We start from the raw sequence: 22156 nt of genomic DNA, 5'->3' as shown, positions 1-22156 counted from the left end.
TATATATAAAATATTTTAATACATTAAAAAAATGCAAACGAGAAGAACTGAAAAAAACAATAGAAGTATGGGGATATAAATTAAGAGATTTTAGACATGCTGGCTTTGTTGTTGAAATACCAATTTGGGCCTTTGCATTTGACTTTATCCTAAAAACACCAAATGATGCTTTAGAACTTAACCATGTAAACATTTTTAAAAGTTTGCTTACAAGGGTTTTTAAAAAATAAGTAAGGAATGCTTTTCATACATTTTACTAAATTAATCATATTTTTTCAAAAATTTAGCACTATCTTTGTTTTTTACTTTTATTTACCCGGATTCTTATTCATATAAACATTTTGTTAGGAGTAATCTTTTATGAACGAAAAGAGTTTTAACTATGATTTCAGTGTTATAATGCCGATTTATAATGTTGAGTTATATCTAACTGATGCTATAGAAAGCGTCATTAACCAGACTATAGGTTTCGAGAATATTCAGTTAATACTTGTGAATGATGATAGCCCCGATAAAAGTGAAATCATTTGTAAAGAATATGCACAAAAATATCCAAAAAACATTGTATATGTAAAGAAACAGAATGGCGGAGTGAGCAGTGCCCGAAATTATGGTTTAAAGTATGCTGAAGGTAGATATATTCAATTTTTGGATCCGGATGATTTAGTTTCAGAAGAAACATTCGAAAATGTTTTAACCTTCTTTAACCAACATAAGAATGAAATTGATATTGTAGCAATCCCTATTTTTTTTGAAGAAGGAAGAACTGGAGAACATAATCTAAATAATAAGTTTTCTTCTACTAGAATATTGGATGTAGAAAAAGAACCACATCATATATTAACTCATTGCTGTTCTACATTTATAAATAAAGGTGCCTTGAAAAATATCAGATTTGATGAAAATTGTAAAATAGGTGAAGATGCCAAACTAGTTAATTTAATAATATCGGAAAAGAAAAAGTATGGTTTGGTTAAAGAGGCAAAATACCATTATAGAGTTAGAGAAGATGGATCATCTGCCATGCAGACAGCTAAAGCAAATAAGAATTGGTTTAACCATTCACTTATCACTTTCTCCAAGAATTTAATCGATAGCACAAAAAATCATGAACAGAAAATACCTTTGTTTCTTCAATATATGGTTATGCATGATTTAAAGTGGAAATTATTGATTAAGGATATTAGTGAAACACCTTTAGACGAAAATGAATACCGCGAATTTTTAAGATTGATTCGAGAAATATTGTCGTATATTGACGATGATGTCATCATTGAAACAAAAAGTGTCAGCCATTTCTATCTATACCATGCTTTAAAAATAAAACACGGTGCAAATTATAGTAGGTATGTATATGAAGGAGAAACTGAACAGGATTATTATTTATACAGAGAAGGTAAAATTGTTTCGAAATTATCGGATCAAACTCTAACTATTGAGATTTTAGAAGAAAATGAGGATTCTGTTCACATAGAAGGTTTTTGGAGCTCTCTGTTTAATTCTAAAGGTTTTAATTTTTATGCTAAAATTGGAGAAACAAAAATAAAAGCAAAGAATATAAAAAGACAGCATAATGATTATATAAGTTTAGGAGAAGTAATAAAAAAATATCCTGGTTTTTCTATAGATATTCCCAAAAGCTATTTAGCAGACAATCACCATATTGAATTTTTTATAACAAAGGGTAAAAAAAGAAAGATGACAAAACTTCGCTTTTTCAAGTATTCAGGTTTGTCAAATGATCTATATAATTCTTATACAGCTAAAAAGGATTATATCTTTCATTATAATTATAAAAAATTAATGTTTGAAAAAAACAATGTTAAAAATAGATTTATAAAAGAATTTCGTTTCTTAAAATCCCTTCCTAAATCAGGAGGGAAATCAAAGAAACGAAAATCAGCTATTAAGAAGGCTATGGTGGCAAGAATTGCACATCATGTTTTCACTATTTTTAATAGAAAACCAGTATGGTTATTCATAGATAGACAAGATAAAGCTGATGATAATGCCGAGCACCTCTTTAAATATGCAATCAATAAGAATGATGGGGTAAAAAAATACTTTATAATAAAAAAAGATAGCAAGGATTACGACAGAATTAAAAAATACGGAAAGGTTATACCATACAGATCTTTTAGACATAAAATTTTAACCTTATCCTCTTCCAAGGTAATATCGACACATGCAGATATATGGGTTGTAAATCCATTTTTCAATATGGAGATTTATTTTAGAGATTTATTTAATTTTGAGTTTGTCTTTTTACAGCATGGAATAACAATGGCGGATCATTCTGAATGGTTAAACAAATACAGCAAGAATATCAAATTATTAGTCACTTCAGCGAAACCTGAATATCGGTCTATTGTGAAAGGGAATTACAATTATAAAAAAGAAAATATCTTTTTGGGTGGATTTCCGAGATACGATAATCTTAAGAAGAGTGAAGGGGAAAAGCAGCTTCTAATAATGCCTACATGGAGGAAAGATATTGTATTACCTAAAGATCAGGCAAAAGGAGTAAGACCGTACAATCCGAAATTTAAAGAAAGTGAATACTTTGATAGGTATAATGCCTTGATTAATGATGAACGGCTAATTGAATTTGCTAAGAATAATAATTATAAGATAACCTTTTTCCCGCACCCGGACATTCAACAACAGATGGTAGATTTTGAAAAGCATGAATATGTAGAGTTTGCAGATTATAATAGCAGCTATCAAATGTTATTTAATTCTTCTAATATAATGATTACTGATTTTTCATCCGTTGCATTTGATTTTGCATACGAGAAAAAACCTGTGATCTATTATCAATACGAAAAGTCATACCATTTTAAACTTGATTACTATGATTATAAGAAAATGGGCTTTGGTGATGTAATAGAAGATCATAATAGTTTAGTTGATAAAGTTATCTATTATATGAAAAATGATAGTCGTATGGAAGATAAGTATAGAAAAAGAGTAGATAACTTTTTTGCATATACTGATAAAAATAATCGGAATCGTATTTATAATGCTATTTTGCAATTAGACAAAAGTAAAGTTGCTAAATAAGCTTGGTTTTGCTCTATATTGACACTTCAAAATGTTGGGAGAAGTTCTGCGGGACTTCTCTTTACTTTTTAAAAGTGAAAAAACTCAACATCTTTTACAATATTCACCGGTTGCTTTTGATGAGATCGTTCTTCAGGCCACAATCATGACATGGTGGGCGGACGTGTCCTATTCACCGATTCCACTCACCTTAAAGCCAATGCCAACAAGCATAAATACACAAGAAAAACGATTGAACTGGATACACAAAACTATATCAAAGATTTAAATGAAGCCATCCAAGAAGATCGGGAGGAACACGGAAAAAAGCCACTAATAGTCAAAGAGGAGGTGACAGCTGAAAAAGAGATCCGCCACAGTACAACTGATCCCGAAAGTGGATATCTGTATCGTGAAAACAAACCAGAAGGTTTTTTCTATTTAGATCACCGCACAACGGATATGAAATACAACATTATCACCGATGCCTATGTCACACCTGGAAATGTCCATGATTCTGTACCTTATCTTGACCGGTTAGATCACAAAATCGCACGATTTGGTTTTCAAGTAGAAGCTGTTGCCCTTGATTCCGGATATTTAACGACTCCCATCTGTAATGGATTATCTGACAGTCATATTTTTGGCGTCATTGCCCACAGACGATATCACCCTACTAGAGGCTTGTTTCCAAAATGGAAATTTCTTTACGACATTGAAAAAGACAGGTACATTTGTCCGAACCATCAAACACTCACATACTCAACAACTGGCTGAAAAGGATACAGGTCATATAAATCAAATCCTGAAACATGTCCCTCATGCCCTTTTCTCGAAAACTGCACAAAATCACATCAGAAAGTCATACCCGGCATGTATGGGAAGACCACAAAGAAAAGATCAGGCAAAATCGCTTGACTATTTCCGGAAAAAACCTCTACAAAAAAAGAAAAAATAAAGCGAAGTTTTGCAGATTCAAAATAGCTGCATGGGCTTCGCTATTGCAGGTTGAGGGGAAAACGGAATGTGAGCGAACAAGTTCTCCTCACAGCCACATGCCAGAACATGAAGAAAATTGCCACATACCTAGCCAAGCCTAGGTATGTGGGAGCTCTTTTTCTGTTTTTGAAATCAGCTGAAAATCTAAAGAAACATTACAAAACAAAAAAGCTTGTAGAAAAAACATCGTTTTCTCTACAAGCTTTTTTGTTTAGATTTCTTCTTTGTTTAGTAAACCTTCCATAAATGGAACGAGCTGCTCGCGAAGCTCTTTATCCTGCATCGCAAACTCAAGAGTTGTTGTGATAAAGCCGAGCTTTTCACCAACATCATAACGCTTGCCTTCAAAATCGTAAGCAAACACTCTTTGAATTTCATTCAGTTTTTGGATGGCGTCTGTCAGCTGAATTTCACCGCCGGCGCCAACCTGCTGCTCCTCTAAGTACATGAAGATCTCAGGTGTGAATACGTAACGGCCTAAGATGGCAAGGTTAGAAGGTGCAGTGCCTTTAGGCGGCTTTTCAACGAAATTTTTCACCTGGTAACGGCGGCCCTCACTTGTCAGCGGGTCGATAATGCCGTAGCGGTGTGTTTCATCTTCAGGCACTTGCTGAACACCGATAATAGAAGAAAGTGTTCTTTCGTATTCATCCATTAATTGGCGCAACCCTGGTGTTTCTGCCTGTACAATATCGTCTCCAAGCAGAACCGCAAACGGCTCGTCACCAATAAAGTTGCGTGCGCACCAGACAGCGTGTCCGAGTCCTTTAGGCTCTTTTTGGCGGATATAGTGAATGTCAGCCAGGTTAGAAGCTTTTTTCACTTTTTCAAGAAGTTCAGTTTTTCCTTTTTCTTCTAGGTTTCTTTCAAGCTCAGGAGAGTAATCAAAATGATCCTCAATCGCACGCTTGCTTTTTCCTGTTACGATAATAATATCCTCAATACCGGCTTCAACAGCTTCTTCAATTATGTATTGAATGGTAGGCTTATCAACGATAGGAAGCATTTCTTTCGGCATTGCTTTCGTAGCCGGAAGAAAACGTGTTCCTAAGCCTGCTGCTGGAATTATGGCTTTACGTACTTTTTTCATTTAAAGGCACCTTCCTTATGATCGAAAAAATTTATGGTTAAACTATTCTCTATTTACCCTAATAATTATGTTTTTACACATTTTCATGATATAGGATAAACCATTTTTAAACAAGGTTTATCCTTAATACATATATAATTTTATTTGAATCGGAATGAAATGATTTAAAATGATATATTTTTATGTAGAATAAGGAGTATGAATTTATTTACTTTAGCAGAAAACCAGGTGACAAATATGAAAAAACTAAAAGTCATGACCGTTTTCGGGACCAGGCCGGAAGCGATCAAGATGGCACCGCTTGTGCTTGAATTGAGAAAATATCCTGAAATAGCTTCCTATGTGACGGTCACTGCACAGCACAGACAAATGCTCGATCAGGTTTTAGATGCGTTTCACATAAAGCCTGATTTCGATTTGAACATTATGAAGGAGCGGCAGACGCTGGCAGAGATTACGTCCAACGCACTTGTGAAATTGGATGAGCTGTTTAAAGACATCAAGCCTGATATTGTGCTTGTCCATGGTGATACGACGACGACATTTGCCGGAAGCCTAGCCGCTTTTTATCATCAAATTGCTGTTGGCCATGTGGAGGCTGGGCTCCGTACGGGGAATAAGTATTCCCCATTTCCGGAAGAGCTCAACCGCCAGATGACCGGTGCGATTGCTGATTTGCATTTTGCGCCGACAGGCCAGGCGAAAGACAATTTATTAAAAGAAAATAAAAAGGCAGACTCCATTTTTGTAACGGGCAATACAGCGATTGACGCACTCCGCACAACGGTGAGGGACGGCTATTCACATCCTGTCCTCGATCAGGTGGGCGAGGATAAAATGATTCTGCTGACCGCGCATCGCCGGGAAAATCTAGGTGAGCCAATGGAAAACATGTTCAAGGCCATCCGCAGAATTGTTGAGGAATTTAAAGATGTACAGGTCGTTTACCCTGTGCACCTGAATCCTGTTGTCCGGGAAGCGGCTCAGAAGCATTTTGGCGATTCTGACAGAGTGCATCTGATTGAACCTTTAGAAGTTATTGATTTCCATAACTTTGCGGCAAAATCCCATTTCATTTTGACAGATTCTGGCGGCGTGCAGGAGGAAGCACCATCTCTCGGGAAACCGGTGCTTGTGCTGCGTGATACGACGGAACGGCCTGAAGGAGTGGAAGCGGGAACGCTGAAGCTTGCGGGGACGGATGAGGAAAACATTTATCAGCTGGCAAAACAGCTGTTAACTGATGATGATGAGTACCAGAAAATGTCCTACGCTTCTAATCCGTACGGAGATGGAGAGGCCTCGCGACGGATTGTGGAAGAATTGCTGTATCATTACGGATATCGGCAAGACCATCCGGACTCATTTACAGGAAATTAAAAAAGAAGCTTTGCACACTGTGCGAAGCTTCTTTTTTATTTTATTTTTCGAGGCTTTCCTTCAGCTCTTTTGTGATATCGGAAAGTGCGCTTTCATCAGCTTGGTAGTAGTAAATTCCGTTGATTTTCGTGCCTGTGCCTTTTAGTTCGTGCTGTTTAATCTTTTTACGCGCGCCTTTGTAGTCGGACTGGATATCCCACATGTCATCGAAGGTCAAGTTCGTTTTCACATTATCTTCAACGACTTTAAACATATCTCCAAATTTCGTGATAGAAGAAATATTTGCGCCTTTATTAATGATTCCTTCGATCACCTGGCGCTGGCGGTCCTGGCGGCCGAAATCGCCTCTCGGATCTTCTTTTCTCATCCGGGTATAGGCGAGCGCTTCTTTTCCGTTCAGCGTGATTTTTCCTTTGCCGAACGAGTAACCGTCATAGCTGAACGCGAATGTGCTGTTTACTGTGATGCCGCCAAGTGTATCAACAACGTCTCTAAAGCTTTCCATGTTTACTTTTACAAAATAATCAACCGGAACATCGAGGAAGTTTTCAACCGTGTCAACCGTCATTTGCGTACCGCCGAATGCGTATGAATGGTTGATTTTATCCATTGTGCCTTTCCCGATAATTTTTGTATATGTGTCACGCGGAATGCTGACCATGTCAGTTGTATTCGTTTTTGGGTTAACGGTCATATAAATGAGCGTGTCGGCACGGCCTTTATCGCCGTCGCGTTCATCCACACCCATGATTAAGACGGAAAACGGATCTTTTTTATTGATGTTGACCTCAGTATCCCTCTTTTTAGATTTATCAATACTTTCATGAATACTTGCCACGGTTGAAGCTGCTTTATGCCATAAGTAGTATGCGTAGCCGCCTGTTCCGAGCACAAGAAGTCCGATTATCGTTAAAATCGTCAATAATAAGGTTTTTTTCTTTTTTCTGCGTTTACTTCTCATCCTTTGCACCTCGTCTGTTAAATTATTTTTATTATGAGTTAAATTTCCAATAAATACAACTCTATTTAATACAAGAATGAAATCCTAAAATAGTCGTTTTTTATTAAAAAAAGTTTCACTGTTTCTTAATTTTTCTTTAAAATATAAAATAGATTGACGATAAAACATAATGAGGTGAAAAAAATGAAAAAATTGATTGCTTTAATGTTCTTTATATTGCTTCTTTCGGGTTGCGGGGTTAATAGCCAAAAGAGCCAAGGTGAAGATGTATCGACAAACAGTAACATTGAAACAAAAGAAGGTATTTATGTAGGGTTAGCAGATACTCATACAATAGAAGTAACTGTAGATAATGAGGCGGTTAGTCTTGATATCACAGAAGAATCGACAAGTGATCTTGATAATTTTAACAATGGAGATAAAGTCAAGATTACATATGAAAAAAATAATGAGGGTCAGCTTCTGTTAAAAGATATTGAACGTGCCAACTAAGATATAGGGAGGAACCTGAAATTTTGAAATCTTGCAAACGATTGATAATGTGTTCGCTTGCTGCAATCTTATTATTGATTCCATCAGTTACTTTTGCAGCAGACTCAAACATCTCAGTTAAATTGTCAAATTATATTGGAAATAAATCGAGCATCAGTCTATCGCCAACAGGATTTTATAAAGTAACTGGAGATAATGTTGCTGTTACGAATCGCTTTGCAGGCGCTTCACGATATGAAACTGCAACTCTTGCATCCAGCAGTCAGTGGAAAAATCCTAATACAGTTATATTGGTGAACCGAGATATATTTATTGATGCATTGCCTGTTATTCCATTGGCAAAAAAACTGGATGCTCCAGTTTTATTTACTCAGCCTGACACGTTAACAAAAACTACTGAAAGACAAATTGCTAAGTTTAACCCTGATAATATTTTAATTATTGGGGGAGCACGAAGCATTTCAAAAGATGTAGAAAACAAGCTGAAATCATATGGAGCCGTGAAAAGGATAAGCGGAAAAAATAGATATGTATTATCAGAAAATATTGCAAAACAAATGGGCAGTTATGATAAAGCGATCGTTGTAACCGGAAGGGTATTTCAAGATGCCTTAGCCATTGCTCCGTACGCAGCAGTAAACGGATACCCTATTTTGCTTACAGAGAAAGATAAGCTTCCGGATTATGATTTGCCAAAACAAGTAATCATTATAGGCAGTTCATTTAGTGTCAGTGATAGTGTAGAAAATCAAATTAAAAAAACTTCAACTGTACAGAGGATACCTGGATCAACCAGATATGAGCTCACAGCAAATATAATTAAGCAACTAAAGTTGAAGGCTGATAAAGTCGTAATGACGAACGGAACGAAATATGCAGACGTATTGGTAGGTGCTTCGCTTGCTTCGAAGAAAAACAGCCAACTTTTATTTATTAAACAAGATAGCGTTCCGACGGCGGCTAAAAGCATAACGAAGGATAAAGCCACATATGCATACGACTTTATCGGAAGCACCAGTTCTATTTCTGCTGAAGTCGAGAATTCACTTGCTGATGAATTTTATTTAGCAAACGGAAGCACCTATAATCTAAAAATCAGCAGTGGAAAATTAAATCTTGAAAATATCAAAACTTACGGAAACTCTCTAAGAATTAAACCAGAAAACTATTCCACTTCTAACAGGATTAGTCTTAATGGAAATCAGTATCTTGGAACGGTTAATTTCTCTATTGAATCTACTAAATATATCCGACCGGTAAATGAAAATATTCCATTTGAGGATTACTTAAAAGGCGTTATTCCAAATGAAATGCCTGCAAGCTGGTCACTTGAGGCTCTTAAAGCACAGACTGTCGCTGCAAGAACCTACTCGATAACAAAAACAGGAACTACTGTACCTGATACAACCGCTTTTCAAGTTTATGGAGGATACAGTTGGAATTCAAATACCAATAAAGCGGTTGAGCAAACGAAGGGGAAAGTTCTGAAATATAACGAATCTCTTGTGACTGCAGCTTATTCTTCCAGTAATGGCGGTTACACAGAAGCGAGTAACGAAGTATGGTCATCAAGTGTACCTTACTTGATTGCAAAGAAAGATACTAAGGATCCTCAAATAAACTGGACGCTTACTCTATCAAAAAAACAGCTTGATACGAATTCGCTGGACTTAACGAAGCCGTCTTCTTGGTGGTCTTCAGCAACTGAAGTTGATTCTGCAAGGCTTTCTGGGGTTAAAAACTGGATCTTGAAAAATAAAGAAACAGGTGCTGACTCTGTCAAAATTGCGAGTATAGATGATTTGAGCTTTAGCGGTACGACGCAGGGACAACGTGCAAAAACAGCAACGATGAAAGTGAAGTATTTTGTTAAAAGCAGTACCGGCTCCTATAACTTGAGTAAAATTGCAACCATTAGTGTACCAACAACTGAGTTAAGAACAATGATTGGGGCGACTGTATTTAAAAGTACTTATGTGACTGTTAAAAAAGATACTTCAAAGTATACAATCAGCGGTAAAGGATATGGTCACGGAATCGGAATGAGTCAATATGGAGCAAAAGCAAGAGCAGAAGCTGGAGATTCATATAGTTCAATTTTGAAATTTTACTATCCTGGTACAACTCTGACAAGTTATTGATTATTTTAGGGTTTTAGAGGCCATTTAAGGAGGAAATCAATTGCGTTCTTATATAAAAGTCCTAACAATGTGTTTTCTGGGGCTCATTCTTTTTGTACCAACAGCATTGGCCGATAACTCGGTAAAAAGAGTCGGGGGAAGCAATAGATATGGCACTGCTGTTCAAATATCAAAGCAAATGTATTCAACAGCAAGTACAGCTGTAATTGTCGGTGGAAGTTCTTATGCAGATGCGATTTCAGCAGCACCTCTTGCTTATCAGAAGAATGCACCATTGCTTTACACAAATACTGATAAGCTTTCGTATGAAACAAAAACAAGATTGAAAGAGATGCAGACTAAAAATGTAATTATTGTGGGTGGAACACCTGCTGTTTCTTCTAACACTGCTAATCAGATTAAAAGCTTAGGGATAAGTATTAAACGAATTGCAGGAAGCAACCGCTATGATACGGCTGCACGGGTGGCAAAAGCGATGAATGCGACCTCAAAAGCTGTTATTTTAAATGGTTTCTTATACGCAGACGCTCCGGCAGTAATCCCTTATGCAGCGAAAAATGGTTATCCAATACTTTTTACAAATAAAACATCTATAAATAGTGCGACAACATCGGTGATAAAAGATAAGGGGATTACAAGTACTGTTGTTGTAGGGGGTACTGGAAGTATCAGCAGTACGGTATATAATAAGCTGCCTTCCCCTCTAAGGATTAGCGGTTCAAACAGATATGAGCTTGCTGCAAATATTGTACAAAAACTTAATTTATCAACAAGCACCGTATATGTAAGCAATGGATTCAGTTATCCTGACTCTATTGCAGGAGCTACTTTGGCAGCTAAGAAGAAACAATCTCTTATTCTGACAAATGGTGAAAATTTATCTACAGGAGCTCGGAAAATCATTGGCAGTAAAAACATGTCTAACTTTACGATTATCGGAAACACTCCTGCTATAAGCACAAAAGTAGCTAATCAGCTAAAGAATCCTGTTGTAGGTGAAACAATTTTTGTTGACCCCGGTCACGGTGATCAAGATTCAGGAGCTATCGGCAATGGACTCCTTGAAAAAGAGGTTAACCTTGACATAGCGAAAAGAGTAAATACAAAGCTAAATGCTTCGGGGGCTCTTCCAGTAATGTCGAGATCTAATGATACTTTTTATTCTTTACAGGAGAGAGTAAGTAAAGCAGCTTCTGCACAAGCAGATTTATTTATCAGTATACATGCAAATGCTAATGATAGCTCATCACCAAATGGAAGTGAGACGTACTACGATACAACATATCAAGCAGCAAATAGCAAGAGACTGGCTGAACAAATTCAACCAAAGTTAGCTGCTAATCTTGGAACGAGAGACCGGGGAGTAAAAACAGCTGGTTTCTACGTTATTAAATATTCTAAAATGCCAAGTGTTTTAGTTGAGACTGCCTTTATCACAAATGCATCTGATGCAAGTAAATTGAAACAAGCGGTTTATAAAGATAAAGCTGCACAAGCTATTCATGACGGCACAGTATCTTATTACAGATAATCGAAAGAGACAAATCTAATCACAGATTTGTCTCTTTTTTATATGAAATGATTAAAACAAATAGTACTTGTATATAAAATAATAAAAGAGTATTAACAACATTTATCAGAAAAAACACGTAATTCACACTTCTTAACATACCATTTACATACAATTAACATCCGTCTGCTAAACTGACTGGCATAGGTCATCATAACATCCCAAACAAATCGTGAGGTGTGTGTCAGTGAGTGCAGAGAAAAGCATGAATGTGAGTCGTGAATTCTCAGTTCAGCAAATAAATTCTTTTACATTATCTGAAAAGACGACTCGTTATTTGGCAGTAAAGCGCGTAATGGATATTTGGTTTGCGCTCATTGGATTGGCGATTGCGCTGCCAATGATTGCGGTATTTTCAATATTGATTTGTTTGGAGACGCCGGGGCCTGCCATTTATACGCAGGAACGCGTAGGGAAAGGCGGAAAACCATTTAAGCTTTATAAGCTTCGTTCCATGAAAATAGATGCCGAGAAGTCCGGGGCTGTTTGGGCGCAGAAGCAAGATCCGCGGGTGACAAGGATCGGAGCTTTTATCAGAAGAACGAGAATTGACGAGCTTCCTCAGCTATTTAATGTGCTGAAAGGCGATATGAGTATGATTGGCCCTCGTCCGGAACGTCCCGTGTTTACGGAAAAATTCCAGAATGAAATTCCAGGCTTTACACAGCGACTGGCTGTTAAACCGGGATTGAGCGGCTGGGCTCAGGTGAACGGCGGTTACGATATGACGCCGAAGGAAAAGCTGATATTTGATTTATATTACATTCGCAATCTGACTTTCACTTTAGAATTAAAAATTATGTTAAAAACTTGTAAAGTAGTCTGGACAGGTGATGGTGCAAGATAAAACTGAATGCCTGCAATCTCCATCAATCTGAGCTTAAAAAGAAGTAGGGAATATGATGCCAAGTATTACAAAACAAATCATGAGCGGGGCAAAGTGGACAAGTATTTCAACCATGTGTATTACAATCATACAAATTGTTCAGTTTGCTCTGCTAGGAAATATGATGACCTTAACGGAATTTGGACTCGTCGGCATGATCACAACGGTTACAGTATTCGCCCAGATTGTGCTTGATATGGGTTTTGGCGCAGCGTTAATTCAGAGAGATGATGCGACGGAGCGACAGCTGTCAACACTGTATTGGCTTAATATTATGACCGGCGTTTTGCTGTTTGTTCTATTATATGTGAGCAGTCCCGTCATTGCGGGATTTTATCAAAGGGAAGAGCTGGTGTTTCTGATTCGGATTTTGGCGATTATGTTTTTAATCGCGCCGATCGGACAGCAGTATCAGTATATGCTGCAAAAGCAGCTGCATTTTAATACGTTAAGTAAAATTGAGATTTTTTCAAATGTATTGTCCTTCGGATATTTAGCGATAGCGGTTTTTATGATGGATGCGATTTTGGCATACGTCATTTCTCAAGTGCTGCTGCAGTCCAGTAAAGGGCTTTTATATTGGGCCGTATACCGGAAAAAATGGCACCCCGCTTTTGTTTTTGACTTGAGAGGAATGAAGGAGTTCTTTTCCTTTGGAGCCTTTCAGCTTTCATCCCGTCTTGTGAACAGGCTGGGAGCGAATATCGATATGATTTTGATCGGCCGGTTTATCGGTGCTGAAGCGTTGGGGATTTATAACCTTGCTTACCAGATTGTTACCATTCCGGTTTTGAAGATCAATCCGATTGTGACACGGGTGGCATTCCCTGTTTTCGCAAAAAACAAATATGAAAACAGCGTGATCAGAGAAGGATTTTTGAATATGACAAAAATGCTGGCGCTAGTGTCGTTTCCTCTGTTAATCGGGCTTGTGTCTGTGTCAGACGCCTTTATCGCAGCGGTATTTGGAGAAAAATGGCTTGCTGCTGTTCCGGTTCTAAATGTTTTGGCCATTGTCGGGATACTTAGAGTACTCATGAATCCAAATGGATCTGTACTTCTTGCTAAAGGAAGAGCGGACTTAGCGTTTTATTGGGATTCCGGTGTGCTGCTGCTTTACGGTTTGTCACTGTTTGCAGCTGTACAAACGGGAAATCTGCAGACAGTCGCATGGGTATATGCCATCATCAGCGTTTTCAATTTCCTGATTGGGCGCTGGCTCCTGTCATATGTCATTAAGCTTAACCTTTCGGCTTATTTCCAGTCTATTATGAAGCCGTTTCTGATCACAGCCGCGATGGGCATCATCGCGTTTGGTGTAAGCCTAGGTACAGAACACTTCAGTCTGCAGGCAGAAATGCGACTGGCTATTTCAGTGGCGGCCGGGGCGCTGTGCTATCTCTTTCTTTTAGTAAAAGCGTACCCTCAAACGAAAAGCAAACTACTAAGAAAAGGACGTTTGTCATGAAGATTTTGTGGATCACAAGCGTATATCCGAGCAGTCTGAAACCCGGTGAGGGTGTGTTTCATGAGACACAGGTGCAAGAGCTGCAAAAACTCGGGCTAGATATCACCGTGATATGCCCAAGGCCTTTTCATTCGGCCCCTGTCCGCATGCTGAAAAAGGCATATCGAAAAAAGGATGCCAGACCAGAGTATGAGATTAGGAAGGGGATACCGGTTCACCGGCCTTTCTATCGAGCAGTTCCCGGCCAGCTGAAATGGGCTCAGCCTCACCGGAGAATCGCATCAGCCGTTTTAAAAACGATAAAACAGTGTGACTTACATCCGGATCTGATCCATGCGCATTTTGCCATGCCATCGGGCGGGGCTGCGGCAGTCGTGTCGGAGTCAGAGCGAATTCCTTATGTTCTGACCTTGCACGGCAGTGATGTGAATGTCTATCCGCATTACAGCAAAGGGGCGTTTAAAGCCTTCAATCGTGCGGTTGGTTCCGCGTCAGCCGTTTTAGCAGTCAGCCACAAGCTCCAGGAAGAAACCAAAAAGCTTTCCGGCTTTGACAGCTCGATTTTGCCGATCGGCATACAGCTGAGCCGCTTTCAGGAGAATGAGCAAACAAAAGAAGAAATCAGAAAAAAACTCGGGCTTCCGCTCGATCAGCGTCTGGCGGTCTATGTGGGACGGCTCGTCAGGGAGAAAGGCATTTTTGAACTGTCTGAAGCCATCGAATCGTTGAAGGAACCTCCTAAGGCAGTCTTTGTCGGGGATGGTCCTGCAAAATCATTGCTGATCCAGAAGGGACATATCGTCACAGGTCAAGTGCCCAATCATAAGGTAAGAGACTATTTGCTTGCGGCAGACATGTTCGTGCTTCCTTCTTACAGTGAGGGGATGCCGACTGTCGTGATTGAGGCGCTGGCGCTAAGAGTTCCTGTCATCTGTACAGATGTTGGCGGTGTGGCATCATTATTCGGAAAGCATCAGCATTTGCTGATTAAACCGAAATCTGCTCAAGCCTTGGCGGAAGCGATCACTCTGTACGAACATGAGCAAATATGGAAACCGGAAGTTGCAGATGATTTGTATGAAATCGTGCAGGCGCAATTTGACGCCGGAAAAAATGCCAAGGCCTTGCATCATCAGTATCAGACGGTCATGAAAACGTCCGTTTAATCGTAAGAAACTGCGACCAATATAAATAAGAAGGTAATTTTACAGGAGAGGGATGAGCGCTGTGAAAAAAATAGCTGTAATTGGAACAGGTTATGTAGGACTCGTGTCAGGCACTTGCTTTGCGGAGATCGGCAATAAAGTTGTTTGCTGTGATATCGATGAATCAAAAATCAGAAGTCTGAAAAATGGAGTAATCCCGATCTATGAGCCAGGGCTTGCAGACTTAGTTGAAAAAAATGTGCTGGATCAGCGTCTGTCCTTTACTAATGATATCCCGTCCGCCATTCGGGCGTCAGACATTATTTATATTGCAGTCGGAACTCCGATGTCCAAAACAGGTGAAGCTGATTTAACGTACGTCAAAGCGGCGGCGAAAACAATCGGTGAGCACCTCAACGGCTACAAAATTATCGTAAATAAAAGCACAGTCCCGGTCGGAACAGGAAAACTGGTTCAATCAATCGTTCAAAAAGCTTCAAAGGGAAGATACTCATTTGATGTTGTATCTAATCCTGAATTCCTTCGGGAGGGCTCAGCGATTCATGACACGATGAATATGGAGCGTGCCGTGATTGGCTCAACAAGTCATAAAGCTGCTGCCATCATTGAGGATCTGCACCAGCCTTTCCACGCTCCTGTCATTAAAACAAACTTAGAAAGTGCAGAAATGATTAAATATGCCGCGAATGCGTTTCTGGCGACAAAGATTTCCTTTATCAACGATATCGCAAACATTTGTGAGCGAGTCGGCGCAGATGTTTCAAAAGTTGCTGATGGCGTGGGGCTTGACAGCCGTATCGGCAGAAAGTTCCTAAAAGCGGGTATTGGGTTTGGCGGCTCCTGTTTTCCTAAGGATACAACCGCACTGCTTCAAATCGCAAAATCGGCTGGCTATCCATTTAAGCTTATAGAAGCTGTCATTGAAACGAACGAAAAGCAGCGCGTTCACATTGTAGATAAACTCTTAACTGTTATGGGAAGCATCAAAGGAAGAACCATTTCCGTTGTCGGATTGGCCTTCAAGCCAAATACAAACGATGTGAGATCCGCTCCTGCTCTAGATATTATCCCGATGCTGCAGCAGCTGGGCGCACATGTAAAAGCATACGATCCGATTGCTATTCCTGAAGCCTCAGCGATCCTTGGCGAACAGGTCGAGTATTATACAGATGTGTATGATGCGATTGAGGACACTGATGCATGCCTGATCTTAACGGATTGGCCGGAAGTGAAAGAAATGGAGCTTGTAAAAGTGAAAACTCTCTTAAAACAGCCGATCATCATCGACGGCAGAAATTTATTTTCACTTGAAGAGATGCAGGCAGCCGGATACATTTATCACTCCATCGGCCGTCCTGCTGTTCGGGGAGCGGAGCCTTCAGACAAGTATTTTCCGGGCTTGCCGCTCGAGGAATTGGCTAAAGACTTGGGGAGCGTCAACCTATAAAAAGAAAAAGTGTTACTTGGTTAAAGCTGCTGGCTGCTTAGGCTCGGCCGCCGGCTCCTGAAACATCAGGAAAGGGGTTAAACATGTGAGTATCAAACGTTCAGCGGTCCATACGCTTTTGTTACTGGCCGCTGCCATATTTGGAGTCGTCCTATTGCTGGGAGCCATCCGTACAGATATAGGTTTAATACAGATGGCTGCCGTGCTTGCGGTGTTGGCAATTGGTCTGTTTGTACTGACGCTTGCAACCGCATTTACAACAAAAGAACGGCTCTTTATGGCTGTAATCTATATTTTGATCGCCTGCACTTTTTTAAATAATGCATTTTTCGCGATTCATCTTGGATTTTTCAGTTTGTTTCTTTACAGGCTTCTGCTCATTGCAGCGGGGTGCCTCCATGTGATCGGTGTAGTGCGGAATCGAACACATATTGAAAGATGGAACGGACTGCAAGTGAAAGGGATTTTGCTCTTTTTCGCTTTTTGGTTTATATACGGCCTTGTTTCTCTGCTGTGGGCCAAATCGGTGACAGCCGGCATCAAATATTTGGCCTTGTTGGCAATGGGAATTTTCTTCATTTACCTCATTGTCATGTACGTGCAAAAAATGGAGCGGCTGATGATCGTTTATACCATTTGGCTGGTGATGACAGTATTCCTGATGATCATTGGTTTTTACAATCATATGACCCATCATCATCTCCCGAGTTCAACGTTATACAGCGGACCGGAATATAAGCAGCATTATCCGACATCGGTCTTTTTTAATCAAAATGACTTTGCAACATTTTTATCGATCAGCTTCTTTTTTTACATTACATTAGTGAAAAACATAAAGAATGGATACATCAAGGCGATTGGCCTTTTGCTCTCGCTCTGTGCGTTGTATTTAATTTTTGCTACCGGTTCAAGAGCCAGCCTTCTGGGCATTTTTGCCGGCACTGCTGTCTACATCTTCATTGTATTGCCGCCTGTTCTAAAGAAAATGGCCATTTGGCTGTCTGCGGCAGGAATCACCATTTTTGCAGTTCTTTTCGCCGGCCGAATTTATTCAAAGTTTTGGGAGCTGTTTCTGGCCCCGCAGACGCTGCATTCATTTCATGACATGCTTCCGTCAAATGTGGCCCGGGCCAATCTGCTGAAAAACGCATGGCACTTTTTCCTTGATTCATACGGATTCGGAGTTGGGGCAGGGAATGTATCCTATTATCTTGAGCATCATGCTTTATATGATACTGACAACGTGACAGAGGTGCACAACTGGCTTGTTGAAATCCTTGCTAACTTTGGCTTGTTCATCATGCTGGGATATCTGGCCGTTTATGCTTACCTCATTTGGGTGCTTTACAAATTTTATGAAAGAAAATTGGGAAATCAGTCAAAACTGATCACAGAAGGGCTTATTACGGCACTGGTCAGTTTCCTGGTATCCAGTATCAGCCCAAGTTCTGTTTCAAATTTATTTTTCCATTGGGTGTTTCTGGCGCTCGTCATCGCCGCCGTGAATGTGTTAAGGCGATCCAGACAGATGCCTGAACCGCTGTACAGATAAACTGACTACAAAAAGCAGGGAGACTTATATGAACGATATATTGATAAGAATAGCCCGGCGTATTAAAAAAAATATCATTTGGATCATAGCAGTGCCAATTATATTAGGTGCGGCCGGTTATATCCTGCCGTCACAGATCGCTGATCAAAAGAGCTATACAGCCGAGGACACTTTGGCTGTGGGGAGCTATGATCATCCGGTTTATAACAATACAGAGGAGATTCGGCTTCTGCTCAAAAGTGACTCTTTTTTGAAGGAGGCGCTTCCTGACGAAAAGGATGAAGATTTGGCAGAGATCAAAGAGAAGCTTACCATCAAAACGGAATCTAAATCTTTACTGACCTTGAGCTATAGTGACGAGGATAAGGATAGAACGGAATCCATCTTAAACGGCATTACCTCCGCCTTTCTCAAAAACGATCAAAAGCTGTATTCAGAAAGAGAAGCCGTCATCCGCCGCAGCATAGATGCACTCGAAGGTGAGACGGTAAGCGAGGATTCCAAAGTGGATAAAGAGAGATTTTTGTATGAGCTGAAAAACACGCAGCTTAATCTGAAACCGGCCAGTGTCACTGATTCTGAAACCGTAAGTGAGGCAGCAGGCGGCGGAATGTCCCCGAAAAAGAAAGCGGTTCTTGGCGTTATGATCGGCCTCACGATTGCCTTTATGTTCGTTGTCATTCCTGAATTTTTCAGGGAATCCTTTTAAAATCATACGATGGAGATGTGATCATGACCAATTGGAAACCTCTCGTATCTGTCATTACACCTTCTTATAATGCGCGTGACTATATTGAAGACACGATTCATTCAGTGTTAGATCAGAGCCATTCTCATTGGGAAATGATTATCGTGGATGATTGCTCAACGGACGGGACACGAGACATTTTAAAGCAGTATGAAAAAATAGATGAAAGAATTCATGTCGTGTATCTGGAAGAGAACAGCGGAGCTGCGGTTGCTCGAAACAAAGCATTGGAGCGCGCTCAAGGACGTTATGTAGCATTTTTGGACAGTGATGACAAATGGAAAAAAGACAAACTGGAAAAGCAGCTTGATTTTATGATGGAGCGTTCCTGTGCGTTTTCTTTTACAGGCTACAGCTTAATGGCGCAGGACGGAACCCCGCTCGATAAATTTATTCATGCACCGGAAAGTCTGACGTACGATGACGCTCTGAAAAACACGATTATCGGCTGCTTGACCGTGATGATTGACAGGGAGCAAACGGGACAGATCCAAATGCCGAATATTAGAACGAGACAGGACTTGGCCACATGGCTGTCTCTTTTGAAAAAAGGATTTACCGCCTATGGAATGAATGAATGCCTAGCTGAATATCGGCTTGTAGATAACTCGATATCCAGCAACAAATGGAAGGCTGCGAAAAAAACGTGGTTTGTCTACAGGGAGATCGAACGGCTTCATTTCATCAAAGCCACATGGTGTTTTGTTCAATATGCAAAAAACGCGGTGAAAAAAAGATTATAGCCGCAGACAGAGAGAAAAGGTGATGAAGGTGGAAACAAAAGAAGCAATCATTCATGTCATCGTTGCCACTGCTGAATGGGGAAAAGACCAATTGAGATACAGAAGGCACCGGCTGGCGGAATTTTTAGCCGCTCAGGAGGAAACGAAGGAAGTCATTTGGGTGTGCCCGGCTCCGCGCCCCCAAGGAAATGAATTTCAGCAAGTTCATTCAGGCATCAGGCAATTTGCTGTCAAAGACCTGCTGGAGAAAAAAATGTTTCGTTTCGGACGATATACAGATGTCTTTTACAGGCATAAGCTCAAACCCTTACTTGATGAGCTGACATCTGCTTCTGCAAACGGTGAACGCTGCTGTTTATGGTACACGTTCCCTGGATTCCCGCTGCTGTCTTCGCTGTATCCCTGGGATCAGGTCATTTATGATTGCAGTGATTTATGGGCAGCGCCTATCAGCGGCCGTTCAAATCTGCTGTCTGAGTTTCGGCGAAAAGTCATTAAATCGGCGGAGCTGAGAATTATAGACCGTGCAGATTCCATTACCTGCTCATCGGATTATCTTCACAAAGAAGTAGACAAAAAACTGACAGCAGGACGAGAAAAGGTTCATACAGTCGAAAACGGTGTTGAATATGAGCTGTTTTCTGCAAATAAACAAGCTCCCGATCGCAGCATATTGCAGGGAAGAGAAGGAACAGTATTAGGTTTTATCGGCGGGATCAAACCTAAACTCGATTTTAAAATGATTGAAGAAGCTGCGCTGCAAAAGCCTGATTGGACATTTTTATGGGTTGGTCCGGATGCCACCAACGGCGATGTCTCGTTTCAAGAGCTTTTGGGGCTTCCCAATGTCATATGGACCGGCCCGGCAGATCCAAAAGAAGTTCCGCATTATATGGAGCTTATCGATATCGGTATCATGCCATATAAAAAATCATCGTATAATCAAGCTGTGTTTCCGCTGAAACTATTTGAATTTTTGGCGGCTGGAAAGCCTGTCGTCGGCTCTAATCTTCCGTCAACCTCAAAAATGAAACAGCCGTATGTATACGAATATGTAGAAGGCGATCATCCGATTGATTTTATAGTCGCTTGCGAAAAAGTGCTCAGTCAAAACGAAGATGAAACGTATAAAGAAATGCGCCGAAACATTGCCCGCGCGCAAGATTGGAATTGCTTATTTAAACAAATCATGAAGTATACAGGGATTCAAAAACATGCGTAGTCCTATAAATTGGGATGCGCGTTTTTTGATTATACGTGTTTCTTTTTGATGAAGCTTGTTATAATAACTAAGGAGAAGGTATAATGGAAGGAACGGTTCTCTATATAAATAAAGACTTCATTTAATTCCAAAGGAGACTTCTTTATGCTTGACGAACGCATGATTCGCATTGTTGTTGCGTTTATTGTCTCGCTGCTTACAGTTTTAATCATAACCCCAATCGTAAAAAGGATTGCGATTAAAATAGGTGCAGTTGATCAGCCCGGCAATCGAAAAGTACATGACAAAATCATGCCCCGGATGGGCGGGCTGGCCATATTTATCGGGGTGGTTGCAGGCGTGCTTGCATCCGGTATATACACAGAAACAAGAATGACGGCTATTACAGTCGGGGCATTCATCATTATTGTGTTGGGTATTCTTGACGATAAATATCAATTAAGTGCAAAAGTTAAGTTTTTGATTCAATTAGGTGTAGCCATTATGATTGTAAGCACTGGCTTAAAAATGGACTTTTTCTCAGTACCTTTTTTAACAGAACGGTTTGAGTTAGGATGGATGGCTTATCCGCTGACAGTATTATGGATTGTCGGCATCACAAACGCCATTAACCTGATTGACGGATTAGATGGCCTTGCCGCAGGTCTCTCTGTTATCGGCCTGTCAACGATCGCCGTCATGGCGCTATCGGGCGGAAAAGTACTGATTCTGTCACTCTCATTAGTTGTGATCGCCAGTACGCTTGGATTTTTGTTTTACAACTTCCACCCGGCAAAAATCTTTATGGGTGATACAGGATCACTTTTTTTAGGGTATAGTATTTCGATTCTTTCATTATTAGGCTTGTATAAAAGTGTAACATTGTTCAGTATCGTTATCCCGATTATTATATTGGGCGTACCGATTTTTGATACAACATTTGCAATCATCAGGAGAATATTAAACAAACAGCCCATTTCGGCGCCAGATAAGTCGCATATCCACCACAGACTGATGGCCTTTGGCCTTTCACATCGGATGTCGGTCATTGTGATTTATCTAATTGGATTTATTTTCAGCATAAGTGCAATTGTACTTAAAAGTGCCACAATCTGGCTTTCTTTGTTTATTATCTTCATTTTAATTATTTTTATGCAGATTATTGCAGAAGTGACAGGACTTGTGAATGAAAAATTTAAGCCGTTTACGAAATTTTATAAACGGCTGTTGAAAAGGAATTAAAAACTCCGGCTGAATTGCCGGAGTTTTT

At 40.0% G+C, this 22156-nt stretch carries 16 protein-coding genes and 2 pseudogenes; 16 read left to right on the top strand and 2 right to left on the bottom strand.

What is annotated here, in order from left to right; translation table 11 throughout:
* From CVV77_RS20845 to CVV77_RS20835, 3 genes and pseudogenes are all read left to right on the top strand, one after another.
* Positions 1-230 (top strand): annotated as a pseudogene (locus tag CVV77_RS20845) (glycosyl transferase family A); the annotation flags it as partial.
* Positions 231-360: 130 nt separating this feature from the next.
* Positions 361-3063 (top strand): poly(glucosyl N-acetylgalactosamine 1-phosphate) glucosyltransferase, encoded by a 2703-nt coding sequence (gene ggaB, locus CVV77_RS20840; RefSeq protein ID WP_100276407.1) that lies wholly within the window; start codon positions 361-363, stop codon positions 3061-3063.
* A gap of 115 nt (positions 3064-3178) precedes the next feature.
* Positions 3179-4137, top strand: a pseudogene (locus CVV77_RS20835) (IS1182 family transposase); the annotation flags it as partial.
* Positions 4138-4252: 115 nt separating this feature from the next.
* On the opposite strand, the gene galU reads toward CVV77_RS20835, so the two are convergent.
* On the bottom strand, positions 4253-5131 hold the full coding sequence (gene galU, locus CVV77_RS20830) for a UTP--glucose-1-phosphate uridylyltransferase GalU (protein ID WP_029316912.1): 879 nt from the start codon (positions 5129-5131) through the stop codon (positions 4253-4255).
* A gap of 237 nt (positions 5132-5368) precedes the next feature.
* Here galU and wecB point away from each other — a divergent pair, with 237 nt between their 5' ends.
* The gene (wecB, locus tag CVV77_RS20825; RefSeq protein ID WP_100276415.1) at positions 5369-6511 is read left to right on the top strand and encodes a non-hydrolyzing UDP-N-acetylglucosamine 2-epimerase; all 1143 of its coding nucleotides are present in this window, start codon (positions 5369-5371) and stop codon (positions 6509-6511) included.
* A 40-nt stretch (positions 6512-6551) separates the two neighbouring features.
* Here the strand turns inward: wecB and tagU are convergent, their stop codons facing one another.
* Positions 6552-7472, bottom strand: a complete 921-nt coding sequence (gene tagU / locus CVV77_RS20820; RefSeq protein ID WP_100276406.1) for a polyisoprenyl-teichoic acid--peptidoglycan teichoic acid transferase TagU — start codon at positions 7470-7472, stop codon at positions 6552-6554.
* A gap of 183 nt (positions 7473-7655) precedes the next feature.
* Between tagU and CVV77_RS20815 the strand changes: the two genes are divergently transcribed.
* The 12 genes from CVV77_RS20815 (at position 7656) to CVV77_RS20760 (ending at position 22128) form a co-directional block, all read left to right on the top strand.
* Positions 7656-7964, top strand: coding sequence for a hypothetical protein (locus tag CVV77_RS20815; RefSeq protein WP_100276405.1), 309 nt, complete (start codon positions 7656-7658; stop codon positions 7962-7964).
* 23 nt (positions 7965-7987) lie between these two features.
* Positions 7988-10105, top strand: coding sequence for a SpoIID/LytB domain-containing protein (locus tag CVV77_RS20810; protein ID WP_100276404.1), 2118 nt, complete (start codon positions 7988-7990; stop codon positions 10103-10105).
* Between the two features lie 40 nt (positions 10106-10145).
* On the top strand, positions 10146-11636 hold the full coding sequence (lytC, locus tag CVV77_RS20805) for an N-acetylmuramoyl-L-alanine amidase LytC (RefSeq protein ID WP_100276403.1): 1491 nt from the start codon (positions 10146-10148) through the stop codon (positions 11634-11636).
* 226 nt (positions 11637-11862) lie between these two features.
* Positions 11863-12522, top strand: coding sequence for a sugar transferase (locus CVV77_RS20800; RefSeq protein ID WP_003235493.1), 660 nt, complete (start codon positions 11863-11865; stop codon positions 12520-12522).
* A gap of 55 nt (positions 12523-12577) precedes the next feature.
* The gene (gene tuaB / locus CVV77_RS20795) at positions 12578-14029 is read left to right on the top strand and encodes a teichuronic acid biosynthesis protein TuaB (protein WP_029316911.1); all 1452 of its coding nucleotides are present in this window, start codon (positions 12578-12580) and stop codon (positions 14027-14029) included.
* The gene (gene tuaC, locus CVV77_RS20790) at positions 14026-15195 is read left to right on the top strand and encodes a teichuronic acid biosynthesis protein TuaC (RefSeq protein WP_100276402.1); all 1170 of its coding nucleotides are present in this window, start codon (positions 14026-14028) and stop codon (positions 15193-15195) included. Before tuaB ends, tuaC begins: the two co-directional genes overlap by 4 nt.
* Positions 15196-15256: 61 nt before the next feature.
* A complete protein-coding gene (gene tuaD, locus CVV77_RS20785) occupies positions 15257-16642 on the top strand; it encodes a UDP-glucose 6-dehydrogenase TuaD (protein ID WP_100276414.1) in 1386 nt (461 codons plus the stop codon).
* A gap of 85 nt (positions 16643-16727) precedes the next feature.
* Complete coding sequence (gene tuaE, locus CVV77_RS20780) at positions 16728-18194, top strand: teichuronic acid biosynthesis protein TuaE (protein WP_100276401.1); 1467 nt, start codon at positions 16728-16730, stop codon at positions 18192-18194.
* A 28-nt stretch (positions 18195-18222) separates the two neighbouring features.
* On the top strand, positions 18223-18903 hold the full coding sequence (gene tuaF / locus CVV77_RS20775; RefSeq protein ID WP_100276400.1) for a teichuronic acid biosynthesis protein TuaF: 681 nt from the start codon (positions 18223-18225) through the stop codon (positions 18901-18903).
* A gap of 23 nt (positions 18904-18926) precedes the next feature.
* On the top strand, positions 18927-19685 hold the full coding sequence (gene tuaG / locus CVV77_RS20770) for a teichuronic acid biosynthesis protein TuaG (RefSeq protein ID WP_019259613.1): 759 nt from the start codon (positions 18927-18929) through the stop codon (positions 19683-19685).
* 28 nt (positions 19686-19713) lie between these two features.
* Positions 19714-20907, top strand: a complete 1194-nt coding sequence (tuaH, locus tag CVV77_RS20765) for a teichuronic acid biosynthesis protein TuaH (protein ID WP_100276413.1) — start codon at positions 19714-19716, stop codon at positions 20905-20907.
* 144 nt (positions 20908-21051) lie between these two features.
* Complete coding sequence (locus CVV77_RS20760) at positions 21052-22128, top strand: MraY family glycosyltransferase (RefSeq protein ID WP_100276399.1); 1077 nt, start codon at positions 21052-21054, stop codon at positions 22126-22128.
* The last annotated feature ends 28 nt before the right edge of the window (positions 22129-22156 follow it).

The organism is Bacillus sp. SN1 (assembly GCF_002796895.1).
GTDB lineage: Bacteria > Bacillota > Bacilli > Bacillales > Bacillaceae > Bacillus > Bacillus inaquosorum.
The sequence above is the reverse complement of the archived record's forward strand: the minus strand, read 5'-3'. Positions and strand labels throughout refer to the sequence as shown.